The sequence below is a fragment of the Streptomyces sp. NPDC018031 genome (assembly GCF_044327625.1).
Classification (GTDB): Bacteria; Actinomycetota; Actinomycetes; order Streptomycetales; family Streptomycetaceae; genus Streptomyces.
Map to the genome: position 1 here is coordinate 535,349 of NZ_JBIRFT010000001.1, position 26,115 is coordinate 561,463.

Annotated in this window: 23 protein-coding genes and 2 tRNA genes; 10 read left to right on the plus strand and 15 right to left on the minus strand. The window is 73.1% G+C overall.

Annotation, left to right across the window (positions count from 1 at the left end):
• Nucleotides 1-15: 15 nt before the first annotated feature.
• A complete protein-coding gene (locus tag ACH4B3_RS02275; RefSeq protein ID WP_398460815.1) occupies nucleotides 16-870 on the minus strand; it encodes an SOS response-associated peptidase in 855 nt (284 codons plus the stop codon).
• A gap of 83 nt (nucleotides 871-953) precedes the next feature.
• Here ACH4B3_RS02275 and ACH4B3_RS02280 point away from each other — a divergent pair, with 83 nt between their 5' ends.
• The 4 genes from ACH4B3_RS02280 to ACH4B3_RS02295 all read left to right on the plus strand — a co-directional run bounded on the left by ACH4B3_RS02280 (nucleotide 954) and on the right by ACH4B3_RS02295 (nucleotide 4,726).
• The gene (locus tag ACH4B3_RS02280; protein WP_398460816.1) at nucleotides 954-1,667 is read left to right on the plus strand and encodes a M50 family metallopeptidase; all 714 of its coding nucleotides are present in this window, start codon (nucleotides 954-956) and stop codon (nucleotides 1,665-1,667) included.
• A 94-nt stretch (nucleotides 1,668-1,761) separates the two neighbouring features.
• Nucleotides 1,762-3,141 carry a 3-phosphoshikimate 1-carboxyvinyltransferase gene (gene aroA / locus ACH4B3_RS02285; RefSeq protein ID WP_398460817.1) on the plus strand — a complete coding sequence of 460 codons (1,380 nt, stop codon included), beginning with the start codon at nucleotides 1,762-1,764 and terminating at the stop codon, nucleotides 3,139-3,141.
• A 15-nt stretch (nucleotides 3,142-3,156) separates the two neighbouring features.
• Complete coding sequence (rsgA, locus tag ACH4B3_RS02290; RefSeq protein WP_398460818.1) at nucleotides 3,157-4,164, plus strand: ribosome small subunit-dependent GTPase A; 1,008 nt, start codon at nucleotides 3,157-3,159, stop codon at nucleotides 4,162-4,164.
• A gap of 238 nt (nucleotides 4,165-4,402) precedes the next feature.
• On the plus strand, nucleotides 4,403-4,726 hold the full coding sequence (locus ACH4B3_RS02295) for a DMT family transporter (protein WP_398461555.1): 324 nt from the start codon (nucleotides 4,403-4,405) through the stop codon (nucleotides 4,724-4,726).
• Here the strand turns inward: ACH4B3_RS02295 and ACH4B3_RS02300 are convergent.
• Nucleotides 4,692-5,357 carry a TetR family transcriptional regulator gene (locus ACH4B3_RS02300; protein ID WP_398460819.1) on the minus strand — a complete coding sequence of 222 codons (666 nt, stop codon included), beginning with the start codon at nucleotides 5,355-5,357 and terminating at the stop codon, nucleotides 4,692-4,694. The two genes, ACH4B3_RS02295 and ACH4B3_RS02300, sit on opposite strands and share 35 nt — an antisense overlap.
• A 150-nt stretch (nucleotides 5,358-5,507) precedes the next feature.
• On the opposite strand from ACH4B3_RS02300, the gene hisN reads away from it, so the two are divergent.
• Nucleotides 5,508-6,299, plus strand: coding sequence for a histidinol-phosphatase (gene hisN / locus ACH4B3_RS02305; RefSeq protein ID WP_398460820.1), 792 nt, complete (start codon nucleotides 5,508-5,510; stop codon nucleotides 6,297-6,299).
• A 274-nt stretch (nucleotides 6,300-6,573) separates the two neighbouring features.
• A complete protein-coding gene (locus ACH4B3_RS02310) occupies nucleotides 6,574-6,987 on the plus strand; it encodes a cyclic nucleotide-binding/CBS domain-containing protein (RefSeq protein WP_398461556.1) in 414 nt (137 codons plus the stop codon).
• Between the two features lie 207 nt (nucleotides 6,988-7,194).
• On the opposite strand, the gene ACH4B3_RS02315 is transcribed toward ACH4B3_RS02310, so the two are convergent.
• Nucleotides 7,195-8,667 (minus strand): catalase, encoded by a 1,473-nt coding sequence (locus ACH4B3_RS02315; RefSeq protein WP_398460821.1) that lies wholly within the window; start codon nucleotides 8,665-8,667, stop codon nucleotides 7,195-7,197.
• Nucleotides 8,668-8,824: 157 nt separating this feature from the next.
• Between ACH4B3_RS02315 and ACH4B3_RS02320 the strand changes: the two genes are divergently transcribed.
• Nucleotides 8,825-9,238, plus strand: a complete 414-nt coding sequence (locus ACH4B3_RS02320; RefSeq protein ID WP_398460822.1) for a Fur family transcriptional regulator — start codon at nucleotides 8,825-8,827, stop codon at nucleotides 9,236-9,238.
• Between the two features lie 387 nt (nucleotides 9,239-9,625).
• Here ACH4B3_RS02320 and ACH4B3_RS02325 read toward each other — a convergent pair.
• The 4 genes from ACH4B3_RS02325 to ACH4B3_RS02340 form a co-directional block, all read right to left on the minus strand.
• A tRNA-Met gene (locus tag ACH4B3_RS02325) sits at nucleotides 9,626-9,699 on the minus strand.
• A 151-nt stretch (nucleotides 9,700-9,850) separates the two neighbouring features.
• On the minus strand, nucleotides 9,851-11,668 hold the full coding sequence (locus ACH4B3_RS02330) for a tetratricopeptide repeat protein (RefSeq protein ID WP_398460823.1): 1,818 nt from the start codon (nucleotides 11,666-11,668) through the stop codon (nucleotides 9,851-9,853).
• A 182-nt stretch (nucleotides 11,669-11,850) separates the two neighbouring features.
• A tRNA-Met gene (locus ACH4B3_RS02335) sits at nucleotides 11,851-11,924 on the minus strand.
• A gap of 42 nt (nucleotides 11,925-11,966) precedes the next feature.
• The gene (locus tag ACH4B3_RS02340) at nucleotides 11,967-14,909 is read right to left on the minus strand and encodes a UPF0182 family protein (RefSeq protein WP_398461557.1); all 2,943 of its coding nucleotides are present in this window, start codon (nucleotides 14,907-14,909) and stop codon (nucleotides 11,967-11,969) included.
• 135 nt (nucleotides 14,910-15,044) lie between these two features.
• On the opposite strand from ACH4B3_RS02340, the gene ACH4B3_RS02345 reads away from it, so the two are divergent.
• Nucleotides 15,045-15,635, plus strand: coding sequence for a PPA1309 family protein (locus ACH4B3_RS02345; RefSeq protein WP_398460824.1), 591 nt, complete (start codon nucleotides 15,045-15,047; stop codon nucleotides 15,633-15,635).
• 135 nt (nucleotides 15,636-15,770) lie between these two features.
• Here the strand turns inward: ACH4B3_RS02345 and ACH4B3_RS02350 are convergent, their stop codons facing one another.
• The 4 genes from ACH4B3_RS02350 to ACH4B3_RS02365 form a co-directional block, all read right to left on the minus strand.
• On the minus strand, nucleotides 15,771-16,859 hold the full coding sequence (locus ACH4B3_RS02350; RefSeq protein ID WP_398460825.1) for a PDZ domain-containing protein: 1,089 nt from the start codon (nucleotides 16,857-16,859) through the stop codon (nucleotides 15,771-15,773).
• Between the two features lie 102 nt (nucleotides 16,860-16,961).
• Nucleotides 16,962-17,198 (minus strand): hypothetical protein, encoded by a 237-nt coding sequence (locus ACH4B3_RS02355; protein WP_398461603.1) that lies wholly within the window; start codon nucleotides 17,196-17,198, stop codon nucleotides 16,962-16,964.
• A 107-nt stretch (nucleotides 17,199-17,305) separates the two neighbouring features.
• On the minus strand, nucleotides 17,306-17,788 hold the full coding sequence (locus ACH4B3_RS02360) for a molybdenum cofactor biosynthesis protein MoaE (protein WP_398460826.1): 483 nt from the start codon (nucleotides 17,786-17,788) through the stop codon (nucleotides 17,306-17,308).
• Nucleotides 17,789-18,035: 247 nt separating this feature from the next.
• Nucleotides 18,036-19,145 carry an SDR family oxidoreductase gene (locus ACH4B3_RS02365; RefSeq protein ID WP_398460827.1) on the minus strand — a complete coding sequence of 370 codons (1,110 nt, stop codon included), beginning with the start codon at nucleotides 19,143-19,145 and terminating at the stop codon, nucleotides 18,036-18,038.
• Nucleotides 19,146-19,336: 191 nt separating this feature from the next.
• Between ACH4B3_RS02365 and ACH4B3_RS02370 the strand changes: the two genes are divergently transcribed.
• A complete protein-coding gene (locus tag ACH4B3_RS02370) occupies nucleotides 19,337-20,791 on the plus strand; it encodes a zinc-dependent metalloprotease (RefSeq protein ID WP_398460828.1) in 1,455 nt (484 codons plus the stop codon).
• Entirely contained in the window at nucleotides 20,788-21,315 is a 528-nt protein-coding gene (locus tag ACH4B3_RS02375; protein WP_398460829.1) for an NUDIX hydrolase, read from the plus strand. The genes ACH4B3_RS02370 and ACH4B3_RS02375 overlap by 4 nt, the downstream gene beginning before the upstream one ends.
• A gap of 156 nt (nucleotides 21,316-21,471) precedes the next feature.
• On the opposite strand, the gene ACH4B3_RS02380 is transcribed toward ACH4B3_RS02375, so the two are convergent.
• The 4 genes from ACH4B3_RS02380 to ACH4B3_RS02395 form a co-directional block, all read right to left on the minus strand.
• Nucleotides 21,472-22,230, minus strand: coding sequence for an AIM24 family protein (locus ACH4B3_RS02380; RefSeq protein WP_398460830.1), 759 nt, complete (start codon nucleotides 22,228-22,230; stop codon nucleotides 21,472-21,474).
• 16 nt (nucleotides 22,231-22,246) lie between these two features.
• Complete coding sequence (locus ACH4B3_RS02385; RefSeq protein ID WP_398460831.1) at nucleotides 22,247-22,930, minus strand: AIM24 family protein; 684 nt, start codon at nucleotides 22,928-22,930, stop codon at nucleotides 22,247-22,249.
• Between the two features lie 11 nt (nucleotides 22,931-22,941).
• Nucleotides 22,942-24,594, minus strand: coding sequence for a TerD family protein (locus ACH4B3_RS02390; RefSeq protein ID WP_398460832.1), 1,653 nt, complete (start codon nucleotides 24,592-24,594; stop codon nucleotides 22,942-22,944).
• A gap of 701 nt (nucleotides 24,595-25,295) precedes the next feature.
• Nucleotides 25,296-25,892, minus strand: a complete 597-nt coding sequence (locus ACH4B3_RS02395) for a M48 family metallopeptidase (protein ID WP_398460833.1) — start codon at nucleotides 25,890-25,892, stop codon at nucleotides 25,296-25,298.
• Between the last annotated feature and the right edge of the window lie 223 nt (nucleotides 25,893-26,115).

A 26,115-nucleotide genomic window follows, 5' to 3' on the forward strand; every position in this document is an offset into this window, starting at 1 on the left:
GCCCGGCGCGCGCCGTCAGAAGAGGGTGCCCACCTCGGGCTCGTCCAGTTCGGCCGGCAGCTCCGGCCCGTTGTTCCGCACGTCGCTGACCGCGGTGCCGACCGGGAAGGCGCGCAGCAGGTCCGGCGGCGGCGGGGTCAGCAACTCCCGCAGGTCGGCCGGGTCGGTACGGGACGGATCCAGCCACGCCGCCCAGCGGTCGGGGGTGAGGACCAGCGGCATCCGCGGGTGGATGTCGGCCAGCGACCGCGGGCCCGGTCCGTCCCCGGCCCCGGCCAGCGGCTCCCGCTCGGCCTCGGTGGTTATCACGGTGCACGTCACCCACCAGGCGCGCGGGTGGTCGCCCGGCAGGGTCCGGTCCCGCCAGAACTCGTAGAGCCCGGCCAGCGCCATCACCGAGCCGTCGGCGGGGGTGACGAAGTACGGCTGCTTGCGGGCCCGCTTCCGCTTGCCCTGCTCCTCCAGCTGCCGCTCGCCCGCGCCGGTGACCCACTCGTAGTAGCCGTCGGCGGGCAGCAGGCAGCGGCGCTGTGCGAAGGGCCCGCGGTAGGAGGCCTTCTCGTGCACCGTCTCGGCCCGCGCGTTGATCATCTTCACCCCGACGTCCGGTGACGTGGCCCACGACGGCACCAGCCCCCAGGTCAGCGGGCGCAGCTGACGGACCGGGCCGGCGGGGTCGCCCGCCGGGCCGCCGGGTCCGGAGGCCCGGGCCGCGGCGCCCTTGAGGGGGCGTTCGAGGACCGCGTGCACCCGCTTCGTCGGAGCCACGTTCCAGTCCGGCGCCAGGGCCTCCTCCGGCTCCCACTTCCGCACACCGAAGAGCCCGACGAGTTCCTCGGGCCGCCGGCTCGCTGCGTATCGACCGCACATAGGTGCCACACTGCCACGACGCCCGGACCCCGTGACGCGGGGTCGCCGAAGACCGGGACCCGGAACCGAGGAGCCGTCCGCAGATGCACACAACGAACGCCGCCGAGCTGTGGGACCGGGTGGTCGGCACCCAGCCGGAACCGTCGCAGTGGCTGATCGCCGCCACCGGCCTGCTGGCGCTCTCCCTGGTCGTCTACCGGACCGCCTGGCTGGTGGCCCGGAACGCGATCACCATCGCGCACGAGGGGGGCCACGGTCTGGTGGCGCTGCTCAGCGGGCGGCGGCTGGACGGCATACGGCTGCACTCCGACACCTCGGGACTGACCGTTTCGCGCGGCAGGCCGACCGGTCCGGGCATGATCCTGACCGCGGCCGCGGGCTACACCGCCCCGTCCCTGCTGGGGCTGGGCGGTGCGTGGCTGCTGGCCGCGGACCACATCACGGCGCTGCTGTGGGGGGCCACCGGGCTGCTGCTGGCGATGCTGGTGATGATCCGCAACGCGTACGGCGTGCTGACCGTGGTGATCACCGGGGCGGCGTTCCTGCTCGTCTCCTGGCTCACCGACGCCGAGGTGCAGGCGGCCTTCGCCTACGGCGTGGTCTGGTTCCTTCTCCTGGGTGGCGTGCGTCCCCCCTTCGAGCTCCAGCGCAAGCGCCGCCACCGGCACGCCGGCGACTCCGACCCGGACCAGCTGGCCCGGCTCACCGGGGTCCCGGCCACCGTCTGGCTGCTGTTCTTCCACGTCGTCACGCTCACCTCGCTCATCGGCGGCGGGAGCTGGCTGCTCGGGGTCTGACCGCGGCCGGCTCCTTAGCAGTGCTGTGTTTCGACTGAGTTTCGCCGCTTTTGATCAGGATTCACTCGCTCGGCGAACCACTAAAGTGAAGGCCATGACCGGCACTGAGTCTTCCCCGGGCGCTGACAACGCCCTCTGGCCCGCTCCGCTCGCCCAGGGAGCGGTCGACGCGACCGTCACCGTGCCCGGCTCGAAGTCGGTCACCAACCGGGCACTGGTCCTGGCCTCCCTCGCCTCCGAGCCCGGCTGGGTGCGCCGGCCGCTGCGGTCCCGCGACACCCTGCTGATGGCCGACGCCCTCCGCGCGCTGGGCGTGGGCATCGAGGAGACGGTGTCCTCCGGCTCCGGCGCGGACGGCCCCGGCGAGGCCTGGCGGGTCATCCCGGCCGGACCGCACGGCCCGGCCACCGTCGACGTCGGCAACGCCGGCACCGTGATGCGGTTCCTGCCCCCGGTCGCGGCGCTCGCCGACGGACCGGTCCGCTTCGACGGCGACCCGCGCTCGCACGAGCGCCCGCTGCACGGGGTGATCGACGCGCTGCGCGCCCTGGGCGTCCGGATCGACGACGAGGGCCGCGGCTGCCTGCCGATGACCGTGCACGGCAGCGGCGCGGTGGCGGGCGGCCCGGTGCGGATCGACGCCTCCTCGTCCTCGCAGTTCGTGAGCGCGCTGCTGCTGTCCGCCCCGCGGTTCAACCAGGGCGTGGAGGTGCGCCACGTGGGCTCCACGCTGCCCTCGCTGCCGCACATCCGGATGACCGTGGACATGCTGCGGGCGGCCGGCGCCGCGGTGGACACCCCCGAGTCCGGTGGCGAGCCCGACGTCTGGCGGGTCGCGCCGAGCGCCCTGCTCGGCCGGGACCTGGTCGTGGAGCCCGACCTGTCGAACGCCGCGCCGTTCCTGGCCGCCGCGCTGGTCACCGGCGGCCGGGTGACCATCCCGGACTGGCCCGAGCGCACCACCCAGCCGGGTGACGAACTGCGCCGGATCTTCACCGACATGGGTGGCTCCTGCGAGCTGACCGACTCCGGGCTGGTCTTCACCGGCACCGGCCGGATCACCGGCATCGACGCCGATCTGCACGAGGTCGGCGAGCTGACCCCGGTGATCGCGGCCGTGGCCGCCCTCGCCGACTCCGAGTCCGTCCTGCGCGGCATCGCCCATCTGCGACTGCACGAGACCGACCGGCTGGCCGCCCTCGCCAAGGAGATCAACGAGCTCGGCGGGGACGTGACCGAGACCGAGGACGGGCTGCGCATCCGGCCGCGGGCCCTGCACGGCGGGGTCTTCCACACCTACGAGGACCACCGGCTGGCGACCGCCGCCGCGGTCCTGGGCCTGGTGGTGGACGGGATCCGGGTGGAGAACGTGGCCACCACCGGCAAGACCCTGCCGGACTTCCCCGGTCTGTGGACGTCGATGCTCGGCGCCGGGGAGACCCCGGCCGCCACGGCCACGGCGTCGAGAAGCTGAGAGCCGGTCGTCATCATGCGCCGCTACGGCAAGCACACCGACGAGGACGACGTACGGGTCCGTCCCGGCCGCCGCGGCAGCCGCCCGCGCACCAGCATCCGGCCCAAGCACGAGGACGCGGCCTCCGGTTTCGTCCTGACCGTCGACCGCGGGCGGCTGACCGTGCTGGTGGAGGACCGCACGGTCACCGCCATGAAGGCCCGTGAGCTGGGCCGCAAGGCCGTCGTGGTCGGCGACCGGGTCGCGGTGGTCGGCGATCTCTCCGGCGACAAGGACACCCTCGCGCGCATCGTGCGGGTGGAGGAGCGCTCCTCGGTGCTGCGCCGCACCGCCGACGACGACGACCCGTTCGAGCGGGTGGTGGTGGCCAACGCCGACCAGCTGGCCATCGTGACCGCGCTCGCCGACCCCGAGCCGCGGCCCCGGCTGATCGACCGGTGTCTGGTCGCCGCCTATGACGCGGGCCTCGAACCGCTGCTGGTCCTCACCAAGTCCGATCTCGCCCCGGCCGGCCCGGTCCTGGAGACCTACCGGCCGCTCGGCGTGCCGTACGTGGTGACCAGCCGCACCGAACTGGCCGACGGCGAGACCGCGGACCGGGTACGGGAGCGGCTGTCGGACCGGGTCACCGCGTTCGTCGGGCACTCCGGGGTGGGCAAGACCACCCTGGTCAACGCGCTGGTCCCGGACCGGAAGCGGGCCACCGGGCACGTCAACGCGGTGACCGGACGCGGTCGGCACACCACCACCTCGGCGCTGGCGCTGCCGCTGCCGGACCACACCGGATGGGTGATCGACACCCCCGGCGTGCGGTCCTTCGGGCTCAACCACATCGACCCCTCGCGGGTCATCCACGCCTTCCCCGACCTGGAGCCGGGGACCGTGGAGTGCCCGCGGGCCTGCAGCCACGACGAGCAGGACTGCGCGCTGGACCGGTGGGTGGCGGACGGGCACGCCGAACCGGCCCGGCTGTACTCGCTGCGCCGGCTGCTGGCCACCCGCGAGCGGCGCGAGGGCGACTGAGCCGGCGCGCTGGGCCCCGGAACCGGGCCCGGCGCCCGGGTGTCTCCCGCCGGGGCCGTTCGCGCGCGGCCCGGTGCGGCGGCGGTGCCCGGTGCGCCGCCCCGCGGACCGTCCACGTCCGCGTTCGGCCGATCGGCCACGTTTGCGACCGGTCAGGTGCGGTAAAGGCATAAGCGCACCGGCTCAGGCGGTCAGCCGGCGCACATCACCGAGCGGCACGGGAGGCGACCGGATGGCGATGGCCTGGCTGCTCGTCGTGGTCGCCGGACTGCTGGAGACCGGCTTCGCCGTCTGCCTCAAACTCTCGCACGGCTTCAGCAGGCTCTGGCCGACGATCGCGTTCTGCGCCTTCGCGCTCGGCAGCTTCGGGCTGCTGACCCTGTCGCTGAAGAAGCTCGACGTGGGCCCGGCGTACGCGGTGTGGACCGGCATCGGCGCGGCCGGCACCGCCCTCTACGGCATGGTGTTCCTGGGCGACGTGGTCTCCGCCCTCAAGATCGTCTCGATCTCGCTCGTCATCGTCGGCGTCATCGGTCTCCAGCTCTCCGGCTCCGCCCAGTGAGGGCGCGCGCCCTCCCGCGCCCCCGTGGTGCGGGGGACGGCAGCGCCTCCCGCACCAGATCCGCGACCCGGTCCGGACCGGCCGGCGCCACCACGCAGGACAGCGCCAGCCGGGTCACCGCCTCGCACGCGCGGCCCAGGTCCGCCGCGTCACCCTCCGGCCAGTCGTTCGCCAGCGCGCTCACCGCCCGGTCCCGGGCCTGACCGAGCAGTTCCCCGGGGGACGGCAGCGGCTCGGCACCGGCCCGGCGCCGGCGCGGTACCCGCCCGATCCGCCGCGGCGCCCGGGGCACCGGGAGCCGGTCGCTCCAGCAGCCGGTGAGCGCGGCGTGGACCAGCGGGTCGGCGGCCGCGACCGCCACCGTCCACTGCGCGGCGGCGGTCAGCCGCTCGCGGGGGTCGGCACCGTCCCGACCCGAGGTCAGGACATGTTCGACGCCGTCGAGATAGCGGTCCGCGGCCCGCCGGACGAGGGCGTGGGCGAGCCCGTCCTTGTCGCCGAACTCGTTGTAGAGGGTCTGCCGGGAGACCCCCGCGGCGGCGGCGACCTCGACCATGCGGACCACCGGCCACGGCCGGCGGGTGAGCTCCGTGCGGGCCGCGTCCAGCAGGGCTTCCCGAGCTGCGGGCATCATCGCCTCCGGGCCGTCGCCCCCGCGGTCTGGCTTCGCCCAGAATTGAGGGACCGGCAGCGGGTGTCAATAGTCCCCGCGGGCGACCGGCACACCGGCACCGGCGGTGGTCGGGTGGCTCCGGGGTATACCTGTCGATACTGTTCGCCCATGCCCGACTACCACGATGACCTGCGCCTCGCCCATGTGCTGGCCGACTCCGCCGACGCGACCACCATGGAGCGGTTCAAGGCGCTCGACCTCAAGGTGGAGACCAAACCCGACATGACGCCGGTGAGCGAGGCCGACAAGGCCGCCGAGGAGCTCATCCGCGCCTCGCTGCAGCGGGCCCGGCCCCGCGACGCGGTGCTCGGGGAGGAGTTCGGCAGCGAGGGCACCGGCCCCCGCCGCTGGGTCGTCGACCCGATCGACGGGACCAAGAACTACGTGCGCGGGGTGCCGGTGTGGGCCACGCTGATCGCCCTGATGGAGCGTGGTGAGGGCGGTGACCGGCCGGTCGTCGGCGTGGTGTCGGCCCCGGCGCTGGGACGCCGGTGGTGGGCGGCGGAGGGCCTCGGCGCGTACACCGGCCGCAGCCTGTCCTCGGCGAGCCGGCTCCAGGTGTCCCGGGTGGGCTCGCTGCGCGACGCCTCGTTCGCGTACTCCTCGCTGAGCGGCTGGGAGGAGCGGGGGAAGCTGGGCGGTTTCCTCGACCTGACGCGGGCCTGCTGGCGCACCCGCGGCTACGGCGACTTCTGGTCGTACATGATGGTCGCCGAGGGGTCGGTGGACATCTGCGCCGAACCGGAGCTGTCGCTGTGGGACATGGCGGCCTGCGCGGTCGTCGTCCAGGAGGCCGGCGGCCGGTTCACCGGGCTGGACGGGGTGCCCGGCCCGCACAGCGGGGACGCCGCCGCGTCCAACGGGCTGCTCCACGACGAGTTGCTCGAACACCTGCGCTGAGCCCGGCGGTTGCCGGCCGGCACCCGTCCGGGTCCGGCCGGCAACCGCGGTCCGCGCCGGGCGGGTGCGGCCCGGTGGCCCGTACTCGATTTCCGGTGGTGCGGGCATCGTGGGCCCGCGCACCCCCTTGTCGACCCGTCATACGCATGTGAACATGAGAAAACCCACGCTTGTGAAGTTGTGAATCCTTTCACGGGGTGTCTCCCCAGCGCGTCGGCCCCACCGACCGGGCACCCGGTGAAGGCTCACGAGGAGGTGGCTCCACTCCATGTCCATGCTTGTCAGCGACGCCATGAGCTCGGTGATCCTCACCATCGGCCCGGCCCACACACTCCGCCAGGCGGCCCGGTTGATGGCCGCCCGCCGGGTCGGCGCCGCCATCGTCTTCGACCCCGACACCAGCGTGCTCGGCATCCTCACCGAACGCGACATCCTCAACTCCGTGGGCGCGGGCCAGGACCCCGACCAGGAGACCGCGCACGCCCACACCACCACCGACGTGGTCTTCGCGGCCCCGGGATGGACGCTGGACAAGGCGGCCGCGGCGATGTCCCGCGGCGGCTTCCGCCATCTGGTCGTCATCGACGAGCGGGAGCCGGTGGGGGTGGTGTCCGTCCGGGACCTCATCCGCTGCTGGCTGCCCCTCCCCCGAACCGCGCAGCAGCCGGTCGGCGCGGGCGCGGGCTGATCCTTCGGATGCGCCGGCACACGCCCTCACCCCTGTGCCGGAGAACGGCCCGGGGCACGGGGACGACCGGGCCGGCGGGCGGGCACGCGAAGAGGCCGGAGCCCATTGGCGTCCGGCCTCTCCGGTGTTACGGCAAGCGGCGGGTGAGCGGCCCCCGCCGGCGCGCCCCGGACTCCTGTCGACCGGGACCCACCGACGGGGACGGGCTCAGCCGCGCAGGGCCTGGACCGCGGTCTCCAGCCGCTTGCCGTAGTCGGCGTCCGCCTTGCGGAAGTTGTCGATCGCCCGCTGCGCGATGTCGTCGCGGGAGACCTTCGCGATGAAGCCGGCCAGGTTGGCGACAAGGCGCTCCTTCTCCTCCTCCGACATCAGCCGGTAGAGGTTGCCGGCCTGGACGAAGTCGTCGTCCTCGGCGTGCGAGGGGGCGGCCTGGTCACCGGTGGCGCCGGTGACCGGGACCGGCTCCCACAGCGGCCGGCCGGTCTGCGCCGGACCGCCGAAGCTGTTGGGCTCGTAGTTCTTGGCGCCGCCGTGGCGACCGTCGTACAGGAAGCCGTCCCGGCCGTGGGTGCGGGCCTCGGTGGCGTGCGGCCGGTTCACCGGCAGGTGGTCGGCGTTGATGCCGACGCGGTAGCGGTGGGCGTCGCCGTACGCGAACAGCCGGCCCTGCAGCATCTTGTCCGGGGACGGGCCGATGCCCGGCACGAAGTGCGCCGGCGAGAACACCGACTGCTCCACCTCGGCGAAGATGTTGCGCGGGTTGCGGTTGAGCTCCAGCTTGCCGATCTCGATCCGCGGGTAGTCGGCGTGCGGCCACACCTTGGTGAGGTCGAACGGGTTGAAGCGGTAGTTCGCCGCCTCGGCGGCCGGCATCACCTGGACGTACACGGTCCAGCTGGGGAACTCGCCGCGCTCGATGGCCTCGCGCAGGTCGCGCTGGTGGCTGTCGGGGTCCTTGCCCGCCAGCGCCTCGGCCTCCTCGGCGGTAAGGTTCTCGATCCCCTGGTCGGTCTTGAAGTGGTACTTCACCCAGAAGACCTCGCCGGCCTCGTTGCTCCACTGGAAGGTGTGCGAGCCGAAGCCGTCCATGTGACGGTAGGACGCGGGGATGCCGCGGTCACCGAAGAGCCAGGTCACCTGGTGCGTGGACTCCGGCGACAGGCCCCAGAAGTCCCAGACGTTGTCCGCCTCCTGCGAGCCGGTGTACGGGTCGCGCTTCTGGGTGTGGATGAAGTCGGGGAACTTGATGGCGTCCTTGATGAAGAACACCGGGGTGTTGTTGCCGACGAGGTCGTAGTTGCCCTCCTCGGTGTAGAACTTCACCGCGAAGCCGCGCGGGTCGCGTACCGCGTCGGCCGAGCCCAGGTTGCCCGCCACCGTGGAGAAGCGCAGGAAGACCTCGGTCTGCTTGCCGATCTCGGACAGGAAGTCCGCCCGGGTGTAGCGGGTCAGGTCCGCGGTCACCGTGAAGGTGCCGTACGCGCCGGCGCCCCGGGCGTGCACGATCCGCTCCGGGATCCGCTCCCGGTTGAAGTGCGCCAGCTTCTCCAGCAGGTGCTGGTCCTGGACCAGCACCGGGCCGCCGGCGCCCGCGGTCTCGCTGTTCTGGTTGTCCGCGACCGGGGCCCCGGACTCCGTGGTGAGCGGGCCCTGGGTGCCGATCTCGTCCGTTGCGGTCACGTGCGCCTCCTGCGTGTCGTCCTGTCCCTTGGCGTGAGCCGTACTCGATCCTACATTGGACATTGTCTAAGTCAAGAAGCGATGAAACTCCGTACCCGATCCGGCCATGGACGGCGCACTGGTACGCTTGTCCTTATCTGACTGATAGGTGAATGGCATGAGTGACCTGCTGGAACGGCTCAGGGGACGCGGCTGGAGGCTGACGGCCCAGCGCCGCGTCGTCGCCGAGGTCCTCGACGGCGACCACGTGCACTACACCGCCGACGAGGTGCATGCGCGGGCGGCCGAACGGCTGCCCGAGATCTCGCGCGCCACCGTGTACAACACGCTGGGCGAGCTGGTCTCGCTCGGCGAGGTGATCGAGGTCAGCACGGACGGCCGCGCCAAGCGGTACGACCCCAACGCCCACCACTCCCACCAGCACCTGGTGTGCTCGCGCTGCGGCACCATCCGGGACGTGCACCCCGCCGGGGACCTGCTCGCCGAGCTTCCGGCCGAGGAGCGCTTCGGGTTCGTCGTCTCCGAGGTCGAGGTCACCTACCGCGGCATCTGCCCGGGCTGCGCGGCCTGACGCACCCCCGCCGCCCGGCCGGTCCGCCGGACCGGGCGGCGACCGCGGCCCCGCCCCGCCGCCGATCCGGCACGACCCGCGCGGCCGCGCCTGCCCGGGCACCCCATGGCAGCCCGGAGTCCGGGCCCGTGGCGGACCCCGCCGGGCCCCGCCACGGGTCCCGGCGGCCCCAGCCGGCCCCTCCCCCGGCGGCCCCCGGCTCGTCCGACGGCCCCGGAGCACCTGATCGCCGCGCACCGCGCCGCCCGCCCGGCGGCCCCGGACGCGCCATGGCCACCGGGCACCCGAACGGATCAGGCCACCCGGCACCCGAACGCGGCTCCCGGCACCCGGATCCGGACATGACGAAGGGCCCGGATCCTTGAGGATCCGGGCCCTTCGTTCTCGTAGCGGGGACAGGATTTGAACCTGCGACCTCTGGGTTATGAGCCCAGCGAGCTACCGAGCTGCTCCACCCCGCGTCGGTGAAGTAACTCTAACCCGCGGCCGGATACCTCCGCAAATCGTTTGCGGAGCCCGCCTCCGCCCGCGTCCGGCACCCGCCCACGCCCGGCACCCGCCCGCGTCCGGCACCGGCACCCGCCCAGGCCCGGCACCCGTCCTCGCCGGGTCTCAGGCGGAGAGCTCCTGCTGCAGGGCGTCGCGGAGCCGGGCCGCCCGCTCGGCGACCTCCGCCGGACCGAACTCGACCGCCCGGGCGCACCACCGCTGGCCCTCCGCCAGCCGCCCCCGCCGGGCCGAGAGCAGCGCGAGCCGCAGCGCCGCCCGCCCGTGCCCGGCCTCCGCGGCACGCGTCCACCACAGCGCCGCCTCCGGCTCACTGCCCTCCCGGGCCAGCAGCAGCCCGAGGTTGAACGCCCCGTTGCTGCTGCCCGCCTCGGCGGCGGTGCGGTACCAGCGGGCGGCCGCCACCACGTCCCCACGGGCCGCCGCCAGCATGCCCAGTCGCACCTGGGCGCGCCGGTGGCCCTGCCGGGCGGCCCGCTCGTACCACTCCTCGCACTCCGGGCGCTCCTCCTCGGCGGCGCCTTCCTCCTCCGCGGACGCCCGGTCGAGCAGCGTGCCCAGCCGGAAGGCGGCCTCCACGCTGCCGCCCTTCGCCGCGCAGCGCAGGTGCCGCTCGGCGTCCGGGCCCTCGGCACCGTCCCGCAGCAGCGCGGTGGCGACCTGGAGGGCCGCCTCGGCGTGCCCGGCGGTGGCGGCCCGCTCGTACCACTGGTGGGCGACGGCCTCCTCGCCCCGGCCCGCGTACAGGATGCCGAGGTTGAAGGCGGCGTCCACGCTCCCCGCCTCGGCGGCCTTGGAGAACCACGGCTCGGCGCCCGCCGCGTCGCCGCGCTGCAGCAGCAGCACGGCCAGCGCGTTGGCGGCCTCCCGGTGGCCGGAGTAGGCGGCCCGGCGGTACCACTGCTCGGCCTGGACGGCGCGGCCCTGCTCGGCGCAGAGCAGCCCGAGGTTGTAGGCGCCGTTGTGGTCCCCGGCGTCCAGCGCTGCCCGGTACCACCGCTCGGCGGTCTGGGTCTCCCCGCGGTCGGCGTGGAGCGCGCCCAGCGCGTTGGCGGCGTTGCCGTCACCGTCCTGGGCGGCCCGGTGCCACCACACGGCCGCGCTCTCGCTGTCGCCCGCGTCCCGCAGCAGGAAGCCGAGGGCGCAGGCGGCGCGCGCCTCGCCGTCCTTGGCGGACATCAGGTACCAGCGGCCCGCCTCCTGGGTGTCGCCCCGCTCCTCCAGCAGCGTGCCGAGGTGCAGCGCGGCACGCCGGTGGCCGCGCGCGGCCGCCTGCCGGTACCACTGCTCCGCCTCGCTCTCGCCGCCCCGGCCGGCACCGGTGCGCCCGGTGCCGGTCCGTGGGCCGGTGGGGTGGCCGGCGGACCCGCCGCGCTCGGCCTCGCCCTCGCGCTGGTCCAGGATGCGGGCCAGCCGGTACGCGGCCTCCCGGTGCCCGCGCTCGGCGGAGGCCCGGAACCAGCGCTCGGCACCGATGTCGCTGCGGTGTTCCAGCAGGTCGGCGAGGGCGTAGGCGCCCAGCGCATGGCCGGATTCGGCCGACTGGCGCAGCCAGTACTCGGCGGCGGTCTCGTCTCCGCTCTCGCGGTGGTGGCGGCCGAGGGCGTGTGCCGCCGCGGCCGATCCGGCGACGGCGGCGGTCCGCCACCAGTTCGCCGCCTCCTCGGTCGCTCCGCGCTGGTGCAGCAGAACGCCCAGGTTGTTGGCGGCGGCGCGGTCTCCGGCGGCGGTCGCGGCCCGCAGCTGGGGCTCGGCTCCGTCCAGGTCACCACGGCGCAGCAGCAGGGAGCCGAGGATGCTCAGCGCGGCGGGGTCCCCGGCCTCGGCGGCACGGCGGTACCGCGCCTCCTCCTCGGCCTCGTCGTGCGAGTGCACAAACCGCCCTGTCTCCAACAGACTTGCCCTGTCCCCCATGAATTCCATCGTCGCACCACCCGCAACGTGCGTACACCTGGTATACCGCAGCCAGTAAGGTCACTTCGGCGTTTTGTCGACATGCCCACAGAGAGATAAGTCAAACGTGTGAATCCCACATTCCGGCGGAAGACACACCCGGACACACGACAAAGGCCCGGATCCTTGAGGATCCGGGCCTCGCCGCTGAGTAGCGGGGACAGGATTTGAACCTGCGACCTCTGGGTTATGAGCCCAGCGAGCTACCGAGCTGCTCCACCCCGCGCCGTTGTGTTTTCACCGTATCACGGCGCGGGGTGGCCCCTGGTCAGCTGTCCTCTCTCCGCCCCTTCTCCGGCTCGTCGGCGGACTTGCCGTCCCCCGGTTTCTTCTCGGCGGCCTTCTGCTCCGCCTTGACCGCGCGTTCGAGGGCGTCCTTGAGGTCCTGCTGGGCCTCGTCGTACGCCTGCCAGTCCGGGCCGTCCTCGTTCTGCATGGCCTTGTCACCGGCCTCGATGGCGTCCTGGGCGTCCTTCAGCGCCTCCTGCACCGTCGGGTCGCTGCTCGCCGGTGGCTCCTCGGTGTCGCCGTCGCCGTCACCCGGTGGCTGCTCGGTGTCGTCGCTGGGCGGCTTCTGGCCGAACGCCACGTCGAGCGCCTGTTCCAGCGTGTCCTCGAAGGCGATCCGGTCGCCGCCGTCGGAGACCAGCACCTTCTTCAGCAGCGGGTAGTCGGTGTCGGCGCCTCTCACGTAGACCGGTTCGACGTACAGCAGCCCGCCGTCCAGCGGCACCGTGAGCAGGTTCCCGTACTCCACCGTGGAGTCGCCGCGTTTCAGGAGGCTGATGCTTTCGGCGATCTTCGGATTGGAGTTGAACTGGCTCTGCACCAGCTGTGGTCCGGAAACCGGTGTGTTGGGTGGCAGTTTGAGCAGTCTGATGGTGCCGTAACTCTTGCTCTTGGCATCCGCGTCCACCGCCATGAAGGCGCCGAGGGTCTTGCGTTCGTTCGGCGTGAAGGTGGTGGTCAGCGAGAAGGTCTGCTCGTCCTGGTCGGGCATCCGCATGCTCAGGTAGTACGGCGGCACCGAGTTGCCCTTGTTGGTCGGGTCGTCCGGCACCTCCCACACCTCACTGCCGCTGTAGAACTGCACCGGGTCGGTGACGTGGTAGCGGGTGAGCAGCTCGCGCTGGACCTTGAACAGGTCCTGCGGGTAGCGGAAGTGCTCCATCAGCTTGTTGCTGATCTCGCTCTTCGGCTTGACGGTGCCGGGGAACGCCTTCCGCCAGGTCTTCAGGACCGGGTCCTCGGTGTCCCATTCGTACAGGTCCACCGAGCCGTCGTAGGCGTCGACGGTGGCCTTCACCGAGTTGCGGATGTAGTTGACCTTGTTCTCCTGCGCGACCACCTCGCGCTCCCCGTCGGTGAGGGAGTCGGCGGTGGTGTCGCCCAGCGTGGTCCGCGAGGCGTACGGATAGCCGTTGATCGTGGTGTAGGCGTCCACGATCCACTGGATCCGGCCGTTGATCACCGCCGGATAGGCGTCACCGTCGATGGTCAGCCAGGGGGCGACCGCCTCGACGCGTTCCTTGGGCGTGCGGTTGTAGAGGATCTTCGAACCGTCGCCGATCGCCCCGGAGTAGAGGATCTGCGGCTCGCCGAAGGTCAGCGCGTACGCGGCGCGGGTCAGCGGGTTGGACAGGCTCACCCCGCTGTCGCCCTTGTAGGTGTACGTCTTCTCGTCGCCGTTGTCGCCCGAGTAGTCGAGCTCCTTCTGCGGGCCGCCGACGATCGAGTACTGGGTGGTGCGCTCGCCGTAGTAGACGCGCTGCTCGTAGTCCCCGAACTCACCGGCCGAGGGCAGGTTCTTCTCGGTGAACTCCGGGTGGCCGTTGTCGGTCACCGCGGTGCCCTTGGCCGCGACCGCCCCGTACCCGTGGGTGTACTTGAAGTGCTTGTTGATCCAGTTGGGCTCGGGGATGCCCTCGATGTCCAGCTCCCGCAGACCGATGACGGTGTCCTGCTCCTTGCCGTCCTTGCTCGGGTAGCGGTCGATGTCCAGCGTGCTGGGGAAGCCGTAGTAGCCGCGGACCTGCTGGCGCTGCTGGAAGGTCGGCGAGACCACGTTCGGGTCGAGCAGGCGCAGGCTCGCCGCGTCGGCCGCGTCGGCCCGCAGTTGCTTGTTGCCGGCGGTGCTCTCCCCCTTGTAGTCCCGCACGTCGGCCTGGTCGATGCCGTACGCCTTGCGGGTGGCCTCGATGTTCTTCTTGATGTACGGCGCTTCCTTGGCCTGCTCGTTCGGCTGGACCTGGAACTTCTGCACGATGGCCGGGTACAGGCCGCCGATCAGCACCGCGGACAGGACCATCAGGCCGAAGCCGATCACCGGCAGCTGCCAGGTGCGCCGCCACAGCGTGGCGAAGAACAGCACCGCGCAGATCAGCGCGATGCAGAACAGGATCGTTTTGGCCGGTAGATAGGCGTTGGCGTCCACATACCGCAGACCGGTCCAGTTGCCGGTGGCCTTGAAGTCGCTGGACTTGACCGCCAGACCGTACCGGTCGAGCCAGTACGCGACCGCCTTGAGCAGCACGAAGACGCCCAGCAGCACCGACAGGTGACCGGTGGCGGCCGAGGTGGCGCGGGCCCCGGGGCTGGTGATCCGCAGCCCGCCGTAGAGGTAGTGCACCAGCACGGCGGCGATCAGCGAGAGCACCACGGCCGCGAAGCCGAAGCTCAGCAGGAACCGGTACCAGGGCAGGTCGAACGCGTAGAACTTGACGTCCTTGTGGAACTGCGGGTCCTTCTGGCCGAACTCCACCCCGTTGACCCACAGCAGCCAGGTACGCCACTGGCCGGTGGCCGAGGCGCCCGCGACCAGCCCGACCAGCGCGGTGACCGCGACCAGGATCCAGGTCTTGTACGGCGCGATGCTCATCCGGTAGCGGTCCAGGCTCTGCTGCTCCAGCGACATCGCGGAGAGCGGTGGCCGCAGCCGGTGCGCCAGCCAGATGTTGAACCCGACGGCCAGCGCCATCAGGACGCCGAACACGGCGAACAGGCCGACCTTCGTCCACAGGGTGGTGGTGAAGACCGAACCGTAATGAACCGAGCGATACCACAACCAATCGGTCCAGAACCCGGCGAACATGACGAAGAGCATGGCCAGCGCCGCCAGCACACCCAGGGTCATGAGCAGGGTCCGGACCCGCCGCGACGGTCTGCCGACTCTGATCCGTGGCCCCGTGGGGCCTCCGCCGCGGTCCGGCATCTGGAAAGCCAAGGTGCGCACTCCGAAGTTCGCTGTCGAATGAGCGGGCCCCGTGATCCTAGGACCCACTGATGCAACTTACTCAGGCTTTACCCAGTTCCCGATTTCGGGGCCGATCAGGGCACGATATTGTCCATGCCCAACCTTCCCGACCCCAACGAGCCCGCCCGGTCCTCCCGGCCGGCCGATCCGATGGCCGCCGACCCGCTGACCCGGGCCGTGCTGGAGATCGACGAATACGCCTCCGGCCTCGGCTGGGACCAGCCCGCCCGGCTCTTCGCGCTCGTCGACACCGCCCGGCTGCGCGAGCAGGAGCCCGGGCTCGCCGCCCAGCTCGGCCTCGACCAGGCAGCCGGCCCGGCCGCCCCCTCCTACACCCCCATCGAGCAGGACGAGCTGCCCGCGGGCGCCGCGCTCGACGAGTTCCTCGGCACCATCGCGTGGCCGGACGCGGTCATCGGCTGCGCGATGACCGTGGAGCGCCTGATGCTGCCGCCCTCCGCCGAGGCCTCGGTCCCGCAGGACATGGACGAGAAGGGCCTGGCGAAGTGGGTGGCCCGCCACCCGGACCGGCAGGAGGTGCGGATGACGGTCGCGGTGCTGCGCGACGGGTCCCGGGACGCGGCACTGCGGCTGCGCGAGAAGGACTCGCCGACCGAGGTGCTGACCGGCCCCGACCTGGTACCGGGACTGGCCGAGGCGCTGCTGGCGACCTTCGCGGACTGACCCGCGGCAGGGCCCGGCGGCCCTGCCGGCCGCGCGGCCCGTGCGGCGCCCGCCCGGGTGCCGCACGGGCCGCGCGCGGCCGGTCCGGACGCGGCGCAGGGCCGGCCCCGGGCCGGTGGCGTGCCGGGGCCCGGCTCAGCTCTTGCCGCAGGAGGGCAGTTCCGAGGTCCGGCCCGCCCGGATGTCCTCCAGGGCGTCGACCGCGTCGTCCAGGGTGGACACCTTCACCAGGGTGAGACCGCCGGGCACGTGCTCGGAGGCGGTGGCGCAGTTGTCCTCGGGGGTGAGGAAGTACTCGGCGCCCTTCTCCCGCGCGCCGATGGTCTTCATCGCGATGCCGCCGATCGGGCCGACCTCGCCCTGCTCGTCGATGGTCCCGGTGCCCGCGATGAACTTGCCGCCGGTGAGGTTGCCGGGCGTCAGCCGGTCGATCAGGCCGAGGGTGAACATCAGCCCCGCGCTGGGCCCGCCGACGTCCGCCAGCTTGATGTCGATCTGGAACGGGAACGAGTAGTCGAGCGCCGTCTCGATCCCCACCACGGCCCGGTCCTCCCCCGGCTGCTTCCGGGTGGTGATGGTCACCGGGACGGTCTCCCCGGGCTCCTTGCCGGCCTTCTCGGCCTTCTCGGCCTGCTTGGCCGGGACGACCGAGAAGACGACGCGCTCGCCCGGCCGGTGCTCGGTGACCAGCTTCCGGACGTCCTCCGGGTCGTCCACCGGCTTGCCGTCCACCTGCTTGATCACGTCTCCCGCGTGCAGCTTGCCCTGCGCCGCGCCGTCCTTCCGGACGGCACCGACGACCACGTGCGAGCCGACCGGGATCTTCAGGTGGCGGAGCGCCGCGACCTTGGCGCTCTCCTGGGACAGGCTGAATTCCTCGGCGTTCTCCTGGCTGACCTCTTCGGCGGTCTTGTCGTCCGGGTAGAGGGTCTCGTGCGGGACGACGATGTCGTCGTCCGACAGCCAGCCGTGCACCGCCTCGAAGAGGTTCATCTTGTAGTCGGAGCCGGTGACCCGGACCGTGGTCATGTTGAGGTGTCCGTCGGCCTCGTAGGTCTTGCGGCCCTTGATCTGGAGCACCTCTTCGCCGCGGTGCTCACCGAGCGTGTTGTACGTGGGCCCGGGGGACATCTCCGCGTAGGGCACCGGGATCAGCAGCCCCGCGCAGAGCAGCGCGATCAGCGTCAACAGAGAGGCGAGCATCGTCGCGGTGCGGCGTGGCATGGAACGACAGTACGGGACGGGTCTGCCAGTACACCGTTCGGGCCGCCCGTCCGAGGCATCGGACGGGCGGCCCGTTGGCGACCGTGTACATCCCGGAATCCGCTAGGCGGCACCGCTACCGGAATGCGACCGTTCCATCGCTTCGCGGAATCGGGCGTAGCCCGCCAGCTCGGCGCCGTCGCCGGTCTTGCGGTTGCGTGTGGCCCAGCCCGCGTACAGCGCAGCGGCCAACGCGGCGATCACCGGAATGAGCAACCAGAGAAGCGCACCCACCGTGGCCTCCGACCCTTTGCACAAGAGCAACTGACAGATGAGCAGATTAATCGTCTGCCCGATCAACGCTCACGTCAGGGTGCCGGTTACGCAACCGCGGATCGGCCGTGCGGGTGCCCGGTCTGTCCGCCGGGCGGGAGCCGGTGCCTCCGGCCCGCCCCGGCGGGCCGCCGTCACGCGCCCACCCAGTCCCGGGTGCCGTCCGTGTAGGTCTGGTGCTTCCAGATGGGGACCTCGCGCTTGAGGTCGTCGATCAGCCGGCGGCACGCTTCGAACGCCTCCGCCCGGTGCGCGCAGGAGACGGCCACCACGACCGCGAGGTCGCCGATCGCCAGGTCGCCGACGCGGTGGACCGCGGCGAGCGCCCGCACCGGGTAGTCGGCCGCCACCTTCTCGGCGACCCGGCGCAGCTCGGCCTCGGCGGTCGGGTGCGCGGAGTAGCCGAGCTCGGCGACGCCGGCGCCGCCGTCGTGGTCGCGGACCGTGCCGACGAAGAGCGCGGTGCCGCCCGCCGCGTCGTCGCCCACCGCCTGGAACACCTCGTCGACGGAGAGCCGGGTGTCCCGGATGGCGAGCAGGCGGATGGGGTCCGCTGCGGCGAGCTCGCCGGGGTGCTCCCGGCCTGCCTCGGTGGGATGGGCGTCGGTACGTGCCATGGGCCCATCGTGCCCCACCCGCCCCGCCAACGGAATACCGCCATACGGAATCGTGATTCCGCCGGACGAGTGCCCTGATCAGCGGGCGGACCGGCGGGCGGACCGGCCGCGTCCGCGGCGCGGTGGAGCGGGGCGGGGCTCGGGGCACCCGCGCCGCGGCCGGAGACCGGACCGGCCTCGGCGGCCCGTGGCGCCGGGACCGGCGGCGCACCGCCCCCGCGGCCGGCGGAACGCCGCCGGCCCGGGGTCAGATCCGGCGCCGCGCCTTGCGGGCCCGGCGCACCAGGGCGGCGGTGCCGAGCAGCGCCACGGTGGCTCCGGCGGCGCCCGCCGCGGTGGCGTCCTTGCGGCCCAGCCGCCGCCCGGCGACCGTGCGCCGGCCCGCGACCTCCTCCAGCAGCTCGGCCAGGACCTCCTCGTTCGTCCACTGCGGCCGCCAGCCCGCGTGCTGCAGCCGGCTGCCGCTCACCGCCCAGGGGTGCATGGTGTAGGCGAGGTCGCCGGCCGGCGAGGGGGTCAGTCCCAGCCGGTGCAGCCGGGAGGCGGCGCCGAGCGCCACGGCGGACGGCAGCTCCATCCGCCGGATGCCCGACAGCTCCTCCACCTCCTCCTGCTCCAGCCAGCCGTCGCAGCCGACCGCCAGCTCGCCCTCCACCTTCTCCAGCACCGCGTACTCCAGGGCGCTGACCAGGTCGTCCACATGGCAGAACTGCCAGGTCGGGCGGGAGCCCGCCACCACCAGCAGGCGCGGCGACTCGAAGTAGCGGGTCAGGGCGGTGTCGGTACCGCCGACCAGCACGGCCGGGCGCAGCACGGTCACGTTCAGCCCCGGGTGCGCGCGGGGCGCCCGGCGGGCCAGGTGCTCGATCTCCAGCAGGTCGCCGACGCCGGTCGCCTCCGCGGTGGCGCGCAGCTCGGCGTCCTCGGCGAGCGGAACATCGTTGTCGGGCAGCGCCCCGTAGACCATGGCGGAGGTGCACAGGATCACCCGGCGCACGCCCGCCGCCGCGGCGGCGGTCAGCACGGTCTGGGTGCCGCGCACGTTGTAGGCGGTGCGCGCGGCGGCGTCCGTCTCCAGGTCGAGGTCGACGGCGAGGTGCACCACCACGTCCGCGCCGCGCAGCTTCTCCGCGATGGCGGGGTCGCGGACGTCGAGCACGTGCCAGTGCGCCTCGGGGATCTCTCCGCGCCGCTCGTCGAGGGCCACGACCTGCTTGATCTCGTCGGACTCGGCGAGTCGGCGGGTCAGCAGCTCACCCACTCCGGACGCGGCACCGGTGACCGCCACGACGGGGCGTCGTGCGGTGCGGGCCGCGTCGTTTCGCGCTGCGCGAACTTCTGGCTCTGGGGAACTCACCGGGCGTCTCCAGCGGTTGTCATCAGTACGCACGTGTTCGACGCGTACGTACGAGGTGACGTCCATCCTGCCGCAGGCCATGGATCGGCGGAGCACCGAGCCCGGAAACCGGTGAGGTGTCTACGCTGGGTGGTGATTGAAGGCATTCGCCGCCGGTACACAGCCGGCGGCCCTACGAGCCGAGGAAACCCGTGAGTGACACCCCATTCGGATTCGGCCTTCCGCCGGAGGAGCCGGAGGACGGCGACAACGGCAAGCAGAAGGGCGGCGGCCAGGGCCCGGCCAATCCGTTCGGCTTCGGCGGTGGGGCGGGCGGTGCGGACAATCCGTTCGCCGCGATGTTCGGGTCGCTGAACCCGGGCGACCTGGGCGCCGCCTTCCAGCAGCTCGGCCAGATGCTCTCCTACGAGGGCGGCCCGGTGAACTGGGACATGGCCAAGGACATCGCCCGGCAGACCGTGGCCCAGGGCACCAAGGGCGCCGCGGGCGTGACCAAGGACGCCAGCGTCGGCGCGGCGGAGCGGGCCGCGGTGCAGGAGGCCCTGCGGCTGGCGGACCTGTGGCTGGACGGCGCCACCTCGCTGCCGTCCGGCGCCGGCACCGCGGTGGCCTGGAGCCGCGCGGAGTGGGTGGAGGCCACGCTGCCGGTCTGGAAGGACCTGGTGGACCCGGTGGCCGAGCGGGTCGGCGCGGCCATGGGCGACGTGCTCCCCGAGGAGATGCAGGCCATGGCCGGCCCGCTGCTCGGCATGATGCGGTCCATGGGCGGCGCGATGTTCGGCACCCAGATCGGGCAGGCGCTCGGCGTGCTCGCCGGCGAGGTCGTCGGTTCGACCGACGTCGGGCTGCCGCTCGGCCCGGCGGGCAAGGCGGCGCTGCTGCCGCTGAACATCGCCTCGTTCGGTTCGGGACTGGGCGTGCCGGAGGAGGAGGTGCGGCTCTACCTGGCCCTGCGCGAGGCCGCCCACCAGCGGCTCTTCGCCCACGTGCCGTGGCTGCGCTCGCATCTGTTCGGTGCCGTCGAGGGGTACGCGCGGGGCATCAAGGTGGACACCGCCAAGCTGGAGGACGCCGTCGGCCAGCTGGATCCGACGCACCCCGAGCAGCTGCAGGAAGCGCTGCAGCAGGGCATGTTCCAGCCGGAGGACACTCCCGAGCAGAAGGCCGCGCTGGCCCGTCTGGAGACCGCGCTGGCGCTGGTCGAGGGCTGGGTGGACGCGGTGGTGCACGCGGCCGCCGCCCCGCACCTGCCGTCCGCCGGCGCGCTGCGCGAGACGCTGCGGCGGCGCCGGGCCACCGGCGGGCCCGCGGAGCAGACCTTCGCCACCCTGATCGGCCTGGAGCTGCGGCCCCGGCGGCTGCGGGACGCCTCGCGGCTGTGGGCCTCGCTCACCGACGCCCGCGGCCTGGACGGGCGGGACGCGCTCTGGGAGCACCCGGACATGCTGCCGACCGCGGCCGACCTGGACGATCCGGACGGGTTCGTCCACCGCGAGCACCTGGACTTCTCCGAACTGGACAAGATGCTCGGGGAGGCGGCGGGCGGCGCGCCCAGGACCGGGGGCGCCCAGGAGGGGCCCGCCGACCGGCCGGACCTCACCAAGCGGGACGACGACGGCGGCGAGGACGCCGACGGCGACCGGTGAGTCTGCACGACGACGCGGCGCGGGTGCTGGCCGACTGGCCGGCACCCGACGACGATCAGGAGCGGCTGCGCCTCGCCTACGGCGAGCACCTGACCAGGTACGCCGACGGCGTGTGGCGGGAGTGCGCGGACGGGCACATCACGGCCAGCGCGCTGGTGATCGACCCGGAGCGCGAGCGGGTGCTGCTCACGCTCCACCGCAAGCTGCGGATGTGGCTGCAGATGGGCGGCCACTGCGAGCCGGGTGACGCCCGGCTCGCCGACGCGGCGCTGCGCGAGGCGGCCGAGGAGTCCGGGGTACCGGGCCTGGCCCTGCTGCCCGGCGGTCCGGTGCGGCTGGACCGCCACCTGACGCCGTGCGCCTGGCACCTGGACGTGCAGTACGCGGCGGTGGCCCCGGCGGGCGCCACCGCGGCGATCAGCGACGAGTCGCTGGACCTGCGCTGGTTCGGGTACGACGAGGTGGCGGAGGTGGCCGACGAGTCGGTCCGCCGCCTGGTGACCGCCACCCGCGCCCTGCTCTGAGCGCCTCCCGCCGAAACCGCCGGCGGCGCCGCGCGGCGGCCGCGCGCGTCCCCGGGGACGCGCGCCCCCGGCGGGAACGCCCGGCACGCGCACCCGGGAGCCCGGGCCGCCCGGCGGGCTGCCGGACGACCCGGGCCCGCCGGGCAGACGGTCGGGTCAGCTGCCGAAGTGGTTGCCCTGGTTCTGGCCCCGGGCGCCCTGCTGCCCCACGCCGAACTGGGCGGCCGCGCCCTGACCGATCACCGCGTTCTGCGGCGGCAGCTGCTCGCTCGGCTGGACCAGCGCGTAGCCCTGGCCGAGGAAGCTCAGCTCCCAGCCCTCGCCGGTGTTGCCGCGCCGCCGCCACACCCCCGACGAGTGGGTCTGCGCCTGCATCTGGACACGCAGCGAGGTCGACCAGGCGACGATCGCGTCAGCGTCGGCGTTGACGTACTTGTCCGGGCTGACCTGCAGAATCAGCGGCTGGCCGGAGGTCATCAGCGCGACCTTGCCCTGCCCGGTGATGTTGAGGTTGTACTTGCCGGAGCCGGAGATGCCGAACTGGCTGTCCACCGCGATGGCCTCCCAGTGCAGCGAGGAGTCCAGCGCGAGGACGTAGGCGCTGTCGACGGTCAGCCCCTCGTGGTCCACGTCCACGATGTGGATGTACTGGGCAAGGTTGGCGAGATAGACACTCCCCTGGCCCGAGCAGCGCATCAGGTCCAGGCCCTCGCCGGTGTTGGCGCGCTGGCGCCGCTGCCCGGGCGTCTGGTACTCGCCGTCGAACTCGATGAGTCCCTGGTAGGCGACCATCGCCCCCTTGCGGGCGAGGACGTCCTCGTGGCCGCTGAGGCTGACCTTCAGCAGCTGCGGGTTCTGGATCGCGTAGCGGTCCTGGCTCTGCGTCTCGGTGAGGCCGAAAAGCGGGCTCTGCATGGTTCTTCGCTCCCCCTCAGCCCCGGGCCCGGAGCCGGTCAGTGCTGTCCTCGCTGGGCTGGACGACGACGAAGCCCTGCCCGGAGAAGGCGAGCTGGTAGGCCTCGCCGCTGCCCCGGCCGATCATCGACGACGCCTTGAAGCTGCGCTTGCCCTTCATCTTGAGGTTCGTGGACCAGGCGACGAGCGCGTCCGGATCCACGGAGGTCTCGTCCTCGCCGCGCCCGCACTCGACGACGATCGGGGTGCCCCGGGAGGTCAGGGCGACCCAGCCGGTGCCGGAGATCCCGACGTTGAACAGGCCCTGCCCGGCGAACTTGGCCATCCCCTTGACGCGCTGCACCCCCCAGGTGAGGTGCGCGTCGAAGGCGAGCAGGTTGGTGCCGTTGACCGACAGCGAGTCGTCGTTGAGGTTGACGCAGACGACGTCGGCGCCGTAGTCGGCGAGGTAGAGCAGGCCGTCGCCGCTGCACTTCATCAGCGGCGCGCCTTCGCCGGTGATCCACTGCGAGGCCATCTGGCGCACCGCGGGCGGGTTGGGCTCGTACTGCACGAAGCCCTCGTAGGCCACCATCGAACCGGTGCGGGCGAACAGGTCCTGCCCGCTGGTCATGGCGACCTTGAGCATGCTGCTGCCGTGGTTCTCCATACGGGCCGCGACGGGGGTCGGGGCATAGCCCGCGATCAGTTGCTGGTCCATGACGGGCTCCCTCAGACCTCGTAGGGCTGGACGACGATGAAGTTGCCGGGGGCACCGCGGAACTGGAGGTTCACGGTCTCCCCGCTGTGGCCGGGGTAGGCGTTGCGGCGCAGCCGCACCTGGCTGGAGATGATCACCTGCGAGGCGGCGGACCAGGCGACGATGGCGTTGCTGTCCGCGAAGGTGGTGGGGGTGACCGGCAGCACCACGGGGGTGCCCTGGGTCTTCACCACGACGGTGCCGGTGCCCTGGAACTGCATGGTGAACAGCGCGCCGCCGGGGATGCCGTGGCCCTCGATCCGGCGCACCTCGTGCTGCAGCGACTCGTCGAAGGCGAGCACGTTCTCGGCGGAGACGCAGATCGCGTCGCCCTGCAGCTCGATCGGGTGCAGCTCGGCGCCGTTCTCGGCGAGGAAGACCTGGCCGTAGCCGGTGCAGCGCATCAGCTGCATCTCCTGGCCGGTGGCGTTGCCGACGATCCGGCCGCGGAAGCCCGCGCCCTTGTAACCGAAGTCCACCTTGCCCTGGTACAGCACCATGCTGCCCTGGCGGGCGAGTACCGGCTGGCCGCCGATGCTCAGGTCCACCCGGATGAGCTTGGGGTTCTGCGGGGTCCAGCGCTGGCCGGTGGGCGTCTCGCGGTACTTGGCCAGAGCCGCCTGCACACCGGGGGCGGTGACGCCGTGCGGCGCCATGCCCTGCGGCTGCCCGTACGGGCCGGCCGGCGGCGCGGGCTGGCCGGGGTACTGGCCGGGCTGCCCGTACGGCTGCTGCCCGGGAACGCCGGGCGGCGCGGGCGGGGCGCCCGGCGGGGAGGGGTGCCCACCGAACTGCGGCTGCTGGCCGGGGTAGCCGCCGGGCGGCGGCGTGGGCTGGCCGGGCGGCATGATCGGCGCGGCGATGGTCTGGGCCGCGTGCACCGGCGGCGCGGCCGGGGCCGGCGGCTGCGGGGCGCCGAAGCCCTGAGCGGCGGGCTGCGGGGCCGGCGGCGGAGCGCTGGGGGCGGGTGCGGGGGGCGGGGTGGCACCCTGCGGGCCGCCGAAGCCGGGCGCGGGCTGCGCGGCGGCCGGGGTGCCCGGCGGGGCGAAGCCGGGAGCGGCGTTCTGCGCGGCGGGCGGCGCGGGCGCGGGGTCGTCCTCGGCGACCTCGCCGCCGAAGTTCCGCAGCAGCGCTTCCAGACCGCCGTCGAAGCCCTGGCCGACGGCGGCGAACCGCCACACGTCCTTGAGGTAGAAGTCACCGAGCATCACGGCCCGCTCGGTGCTGAACTCCGCGCCGGTGAAGGCGTAGCGGACCACTTCCTCACCACCCGCGACGACCCGTATGTACCCCGGGCCGACCTGCGACATCTGCCCGTCGCCGTCGAGGGTGGCGGTGAAGGACAGCTTGTGGATGTGGGCGGGGATGCTGTCGAGCGTGATCCGGAACGACTCGGTGTCGCCGGCCTGCGGGCCCAGCTGCTGGATCGCCTCCTCCGGCGACTTCGGCTGGTTGAAGAAGATGAAGTAGCGGTCGTCCGACAGCCGCTCGTCGGCGTCGAGCCCGAAGCAGCTGATGTCGAAGGACAGGCCAGGTCCGGCGATCTGCACGCCGACGTACAGGTCCCTCCCGGCTGTCAGGTCACTGATCTTGGCCTTGTGGCCGCGCTGGAATTCCCTGGCCATACGTAACGACCGTCCCCCATCCCGATACCGGTGAGTGCATTGCGCGCCAGGCTAACCGCTGCCGCCGACTTTGAGCGACGCCGGGGCGTGCCTGCCCGGTTCCTCGGCGCCCGCGGGTCCTCGGCCTCCGCGGGTCGTCGGCATCCGCGGGTCCTAGGCTTCGCGGGTCCTAGGCTTCGCGGGCGCGGCCGGTGGGAGCGGGCCGGGCGCCCGCCGGGCGGCGGGCGGCATGCCGCGGAGTGCGGGGGATGGCTTGCGGGGCGCCGGGAGATGACGTGCGGGGCGTGCGGGCCTGTTGGGGGGCGCCGGGGGATGGCGTGCCGGGCGTGCGGGCCTGTTCGCGGGGCGCCAGGGGGGACGTGCCGCGGCGCGAGGGCCTGTTCGCGGTGCGCGGGGAGCTGACGTGCCGGGGTTCGAGGGCCGGCGGGCGAGGCGCGGGCCCGCCGGAGCCGCCGCGGCGCCTCGCCCGGGGCGCCGAACGGACGTCATCCGGGGCCGCGGTGGGTGGTGCGCGGTACGGCAGGCCGACCCGGGCGGCCCGGTACGGGTGGCCGGGCGAGCCGAGACGGGCGGGTCGGGTTGGGTTGGGTTGGGCGGGCCGGTACCGGTGGGTGGTGCCGGGCGGGCCGGTACGGGTGGGTGGGATCGGGTCGGCAGGGCCGGATCGGGGGGCCGGGTCGGCAGGGTCTCCGGCGCGGCCGTCACTCGGTGCGCGCGGTGGGCAGGTGCGGCAGCCGGCCGGCGGCGGCGACCCCCTCCAGATAGCCTCGCGCCCGCTCGGTCCTGGGGTACTCCTCCAGCAGGGCCCAGAAGCGCGGGCCGTGCCCGGGCACCAGCAGGTGCGCCAGCTCGTGCAGCAGTACGTAGTCCACGACGTACTCGGGCATGCCCTGGAGCCGGTGCGAGAGGCGGATACTGCCCTCCGCGGGGGTGCACGACCCCCAGCGGGTGTTCTGGTTGGTCACCCAGCGCACGGTGGCAGGCCTGGCCCGGCCGCCGAGGTACTGCTCCGACAGCCACTCGGCGCGGGCGGCCAGCTCGGGGTCGCCGAGCATCCGCTTGCTCTCCTGCGCCGCCAGCTTGTCCAGCATCACCCCCACCCAGCGCCGCTCCTCCGCCTCCGACATCCGCGCCGGGATCAGCACGATGGTCCGGTCCCCCTCGCGGTACGCGGAGACCGTTCTGCGCCGTCTGCTGCTCCGCCGGACCTCGACGGCGTCCGCCCGGGGGCTTCCGCTCTGCGGGCTCGGTGCGCCGCGCTGGGGCTTCGCGGCACTCTGCAAGGGGTCGACGGGCACGCCCCGACGTTACCGGCTGGGGCCTCGGGAAGTCCCGCCCCGCACGCCGGGACGTGCGAACCACCGCACGGTCCGCACACCGCTGCGGACGAACCACCGCACCGCCCACACACCCGCCCGCTGCCGGGGATCCACCCCACGGTCGGTGCAGCGTTGCCGGCGAACCACCGCACGGTCCACGACACCCGTTGCCGAGGGCTCCACCGCCCGGTCCGCGCACCAC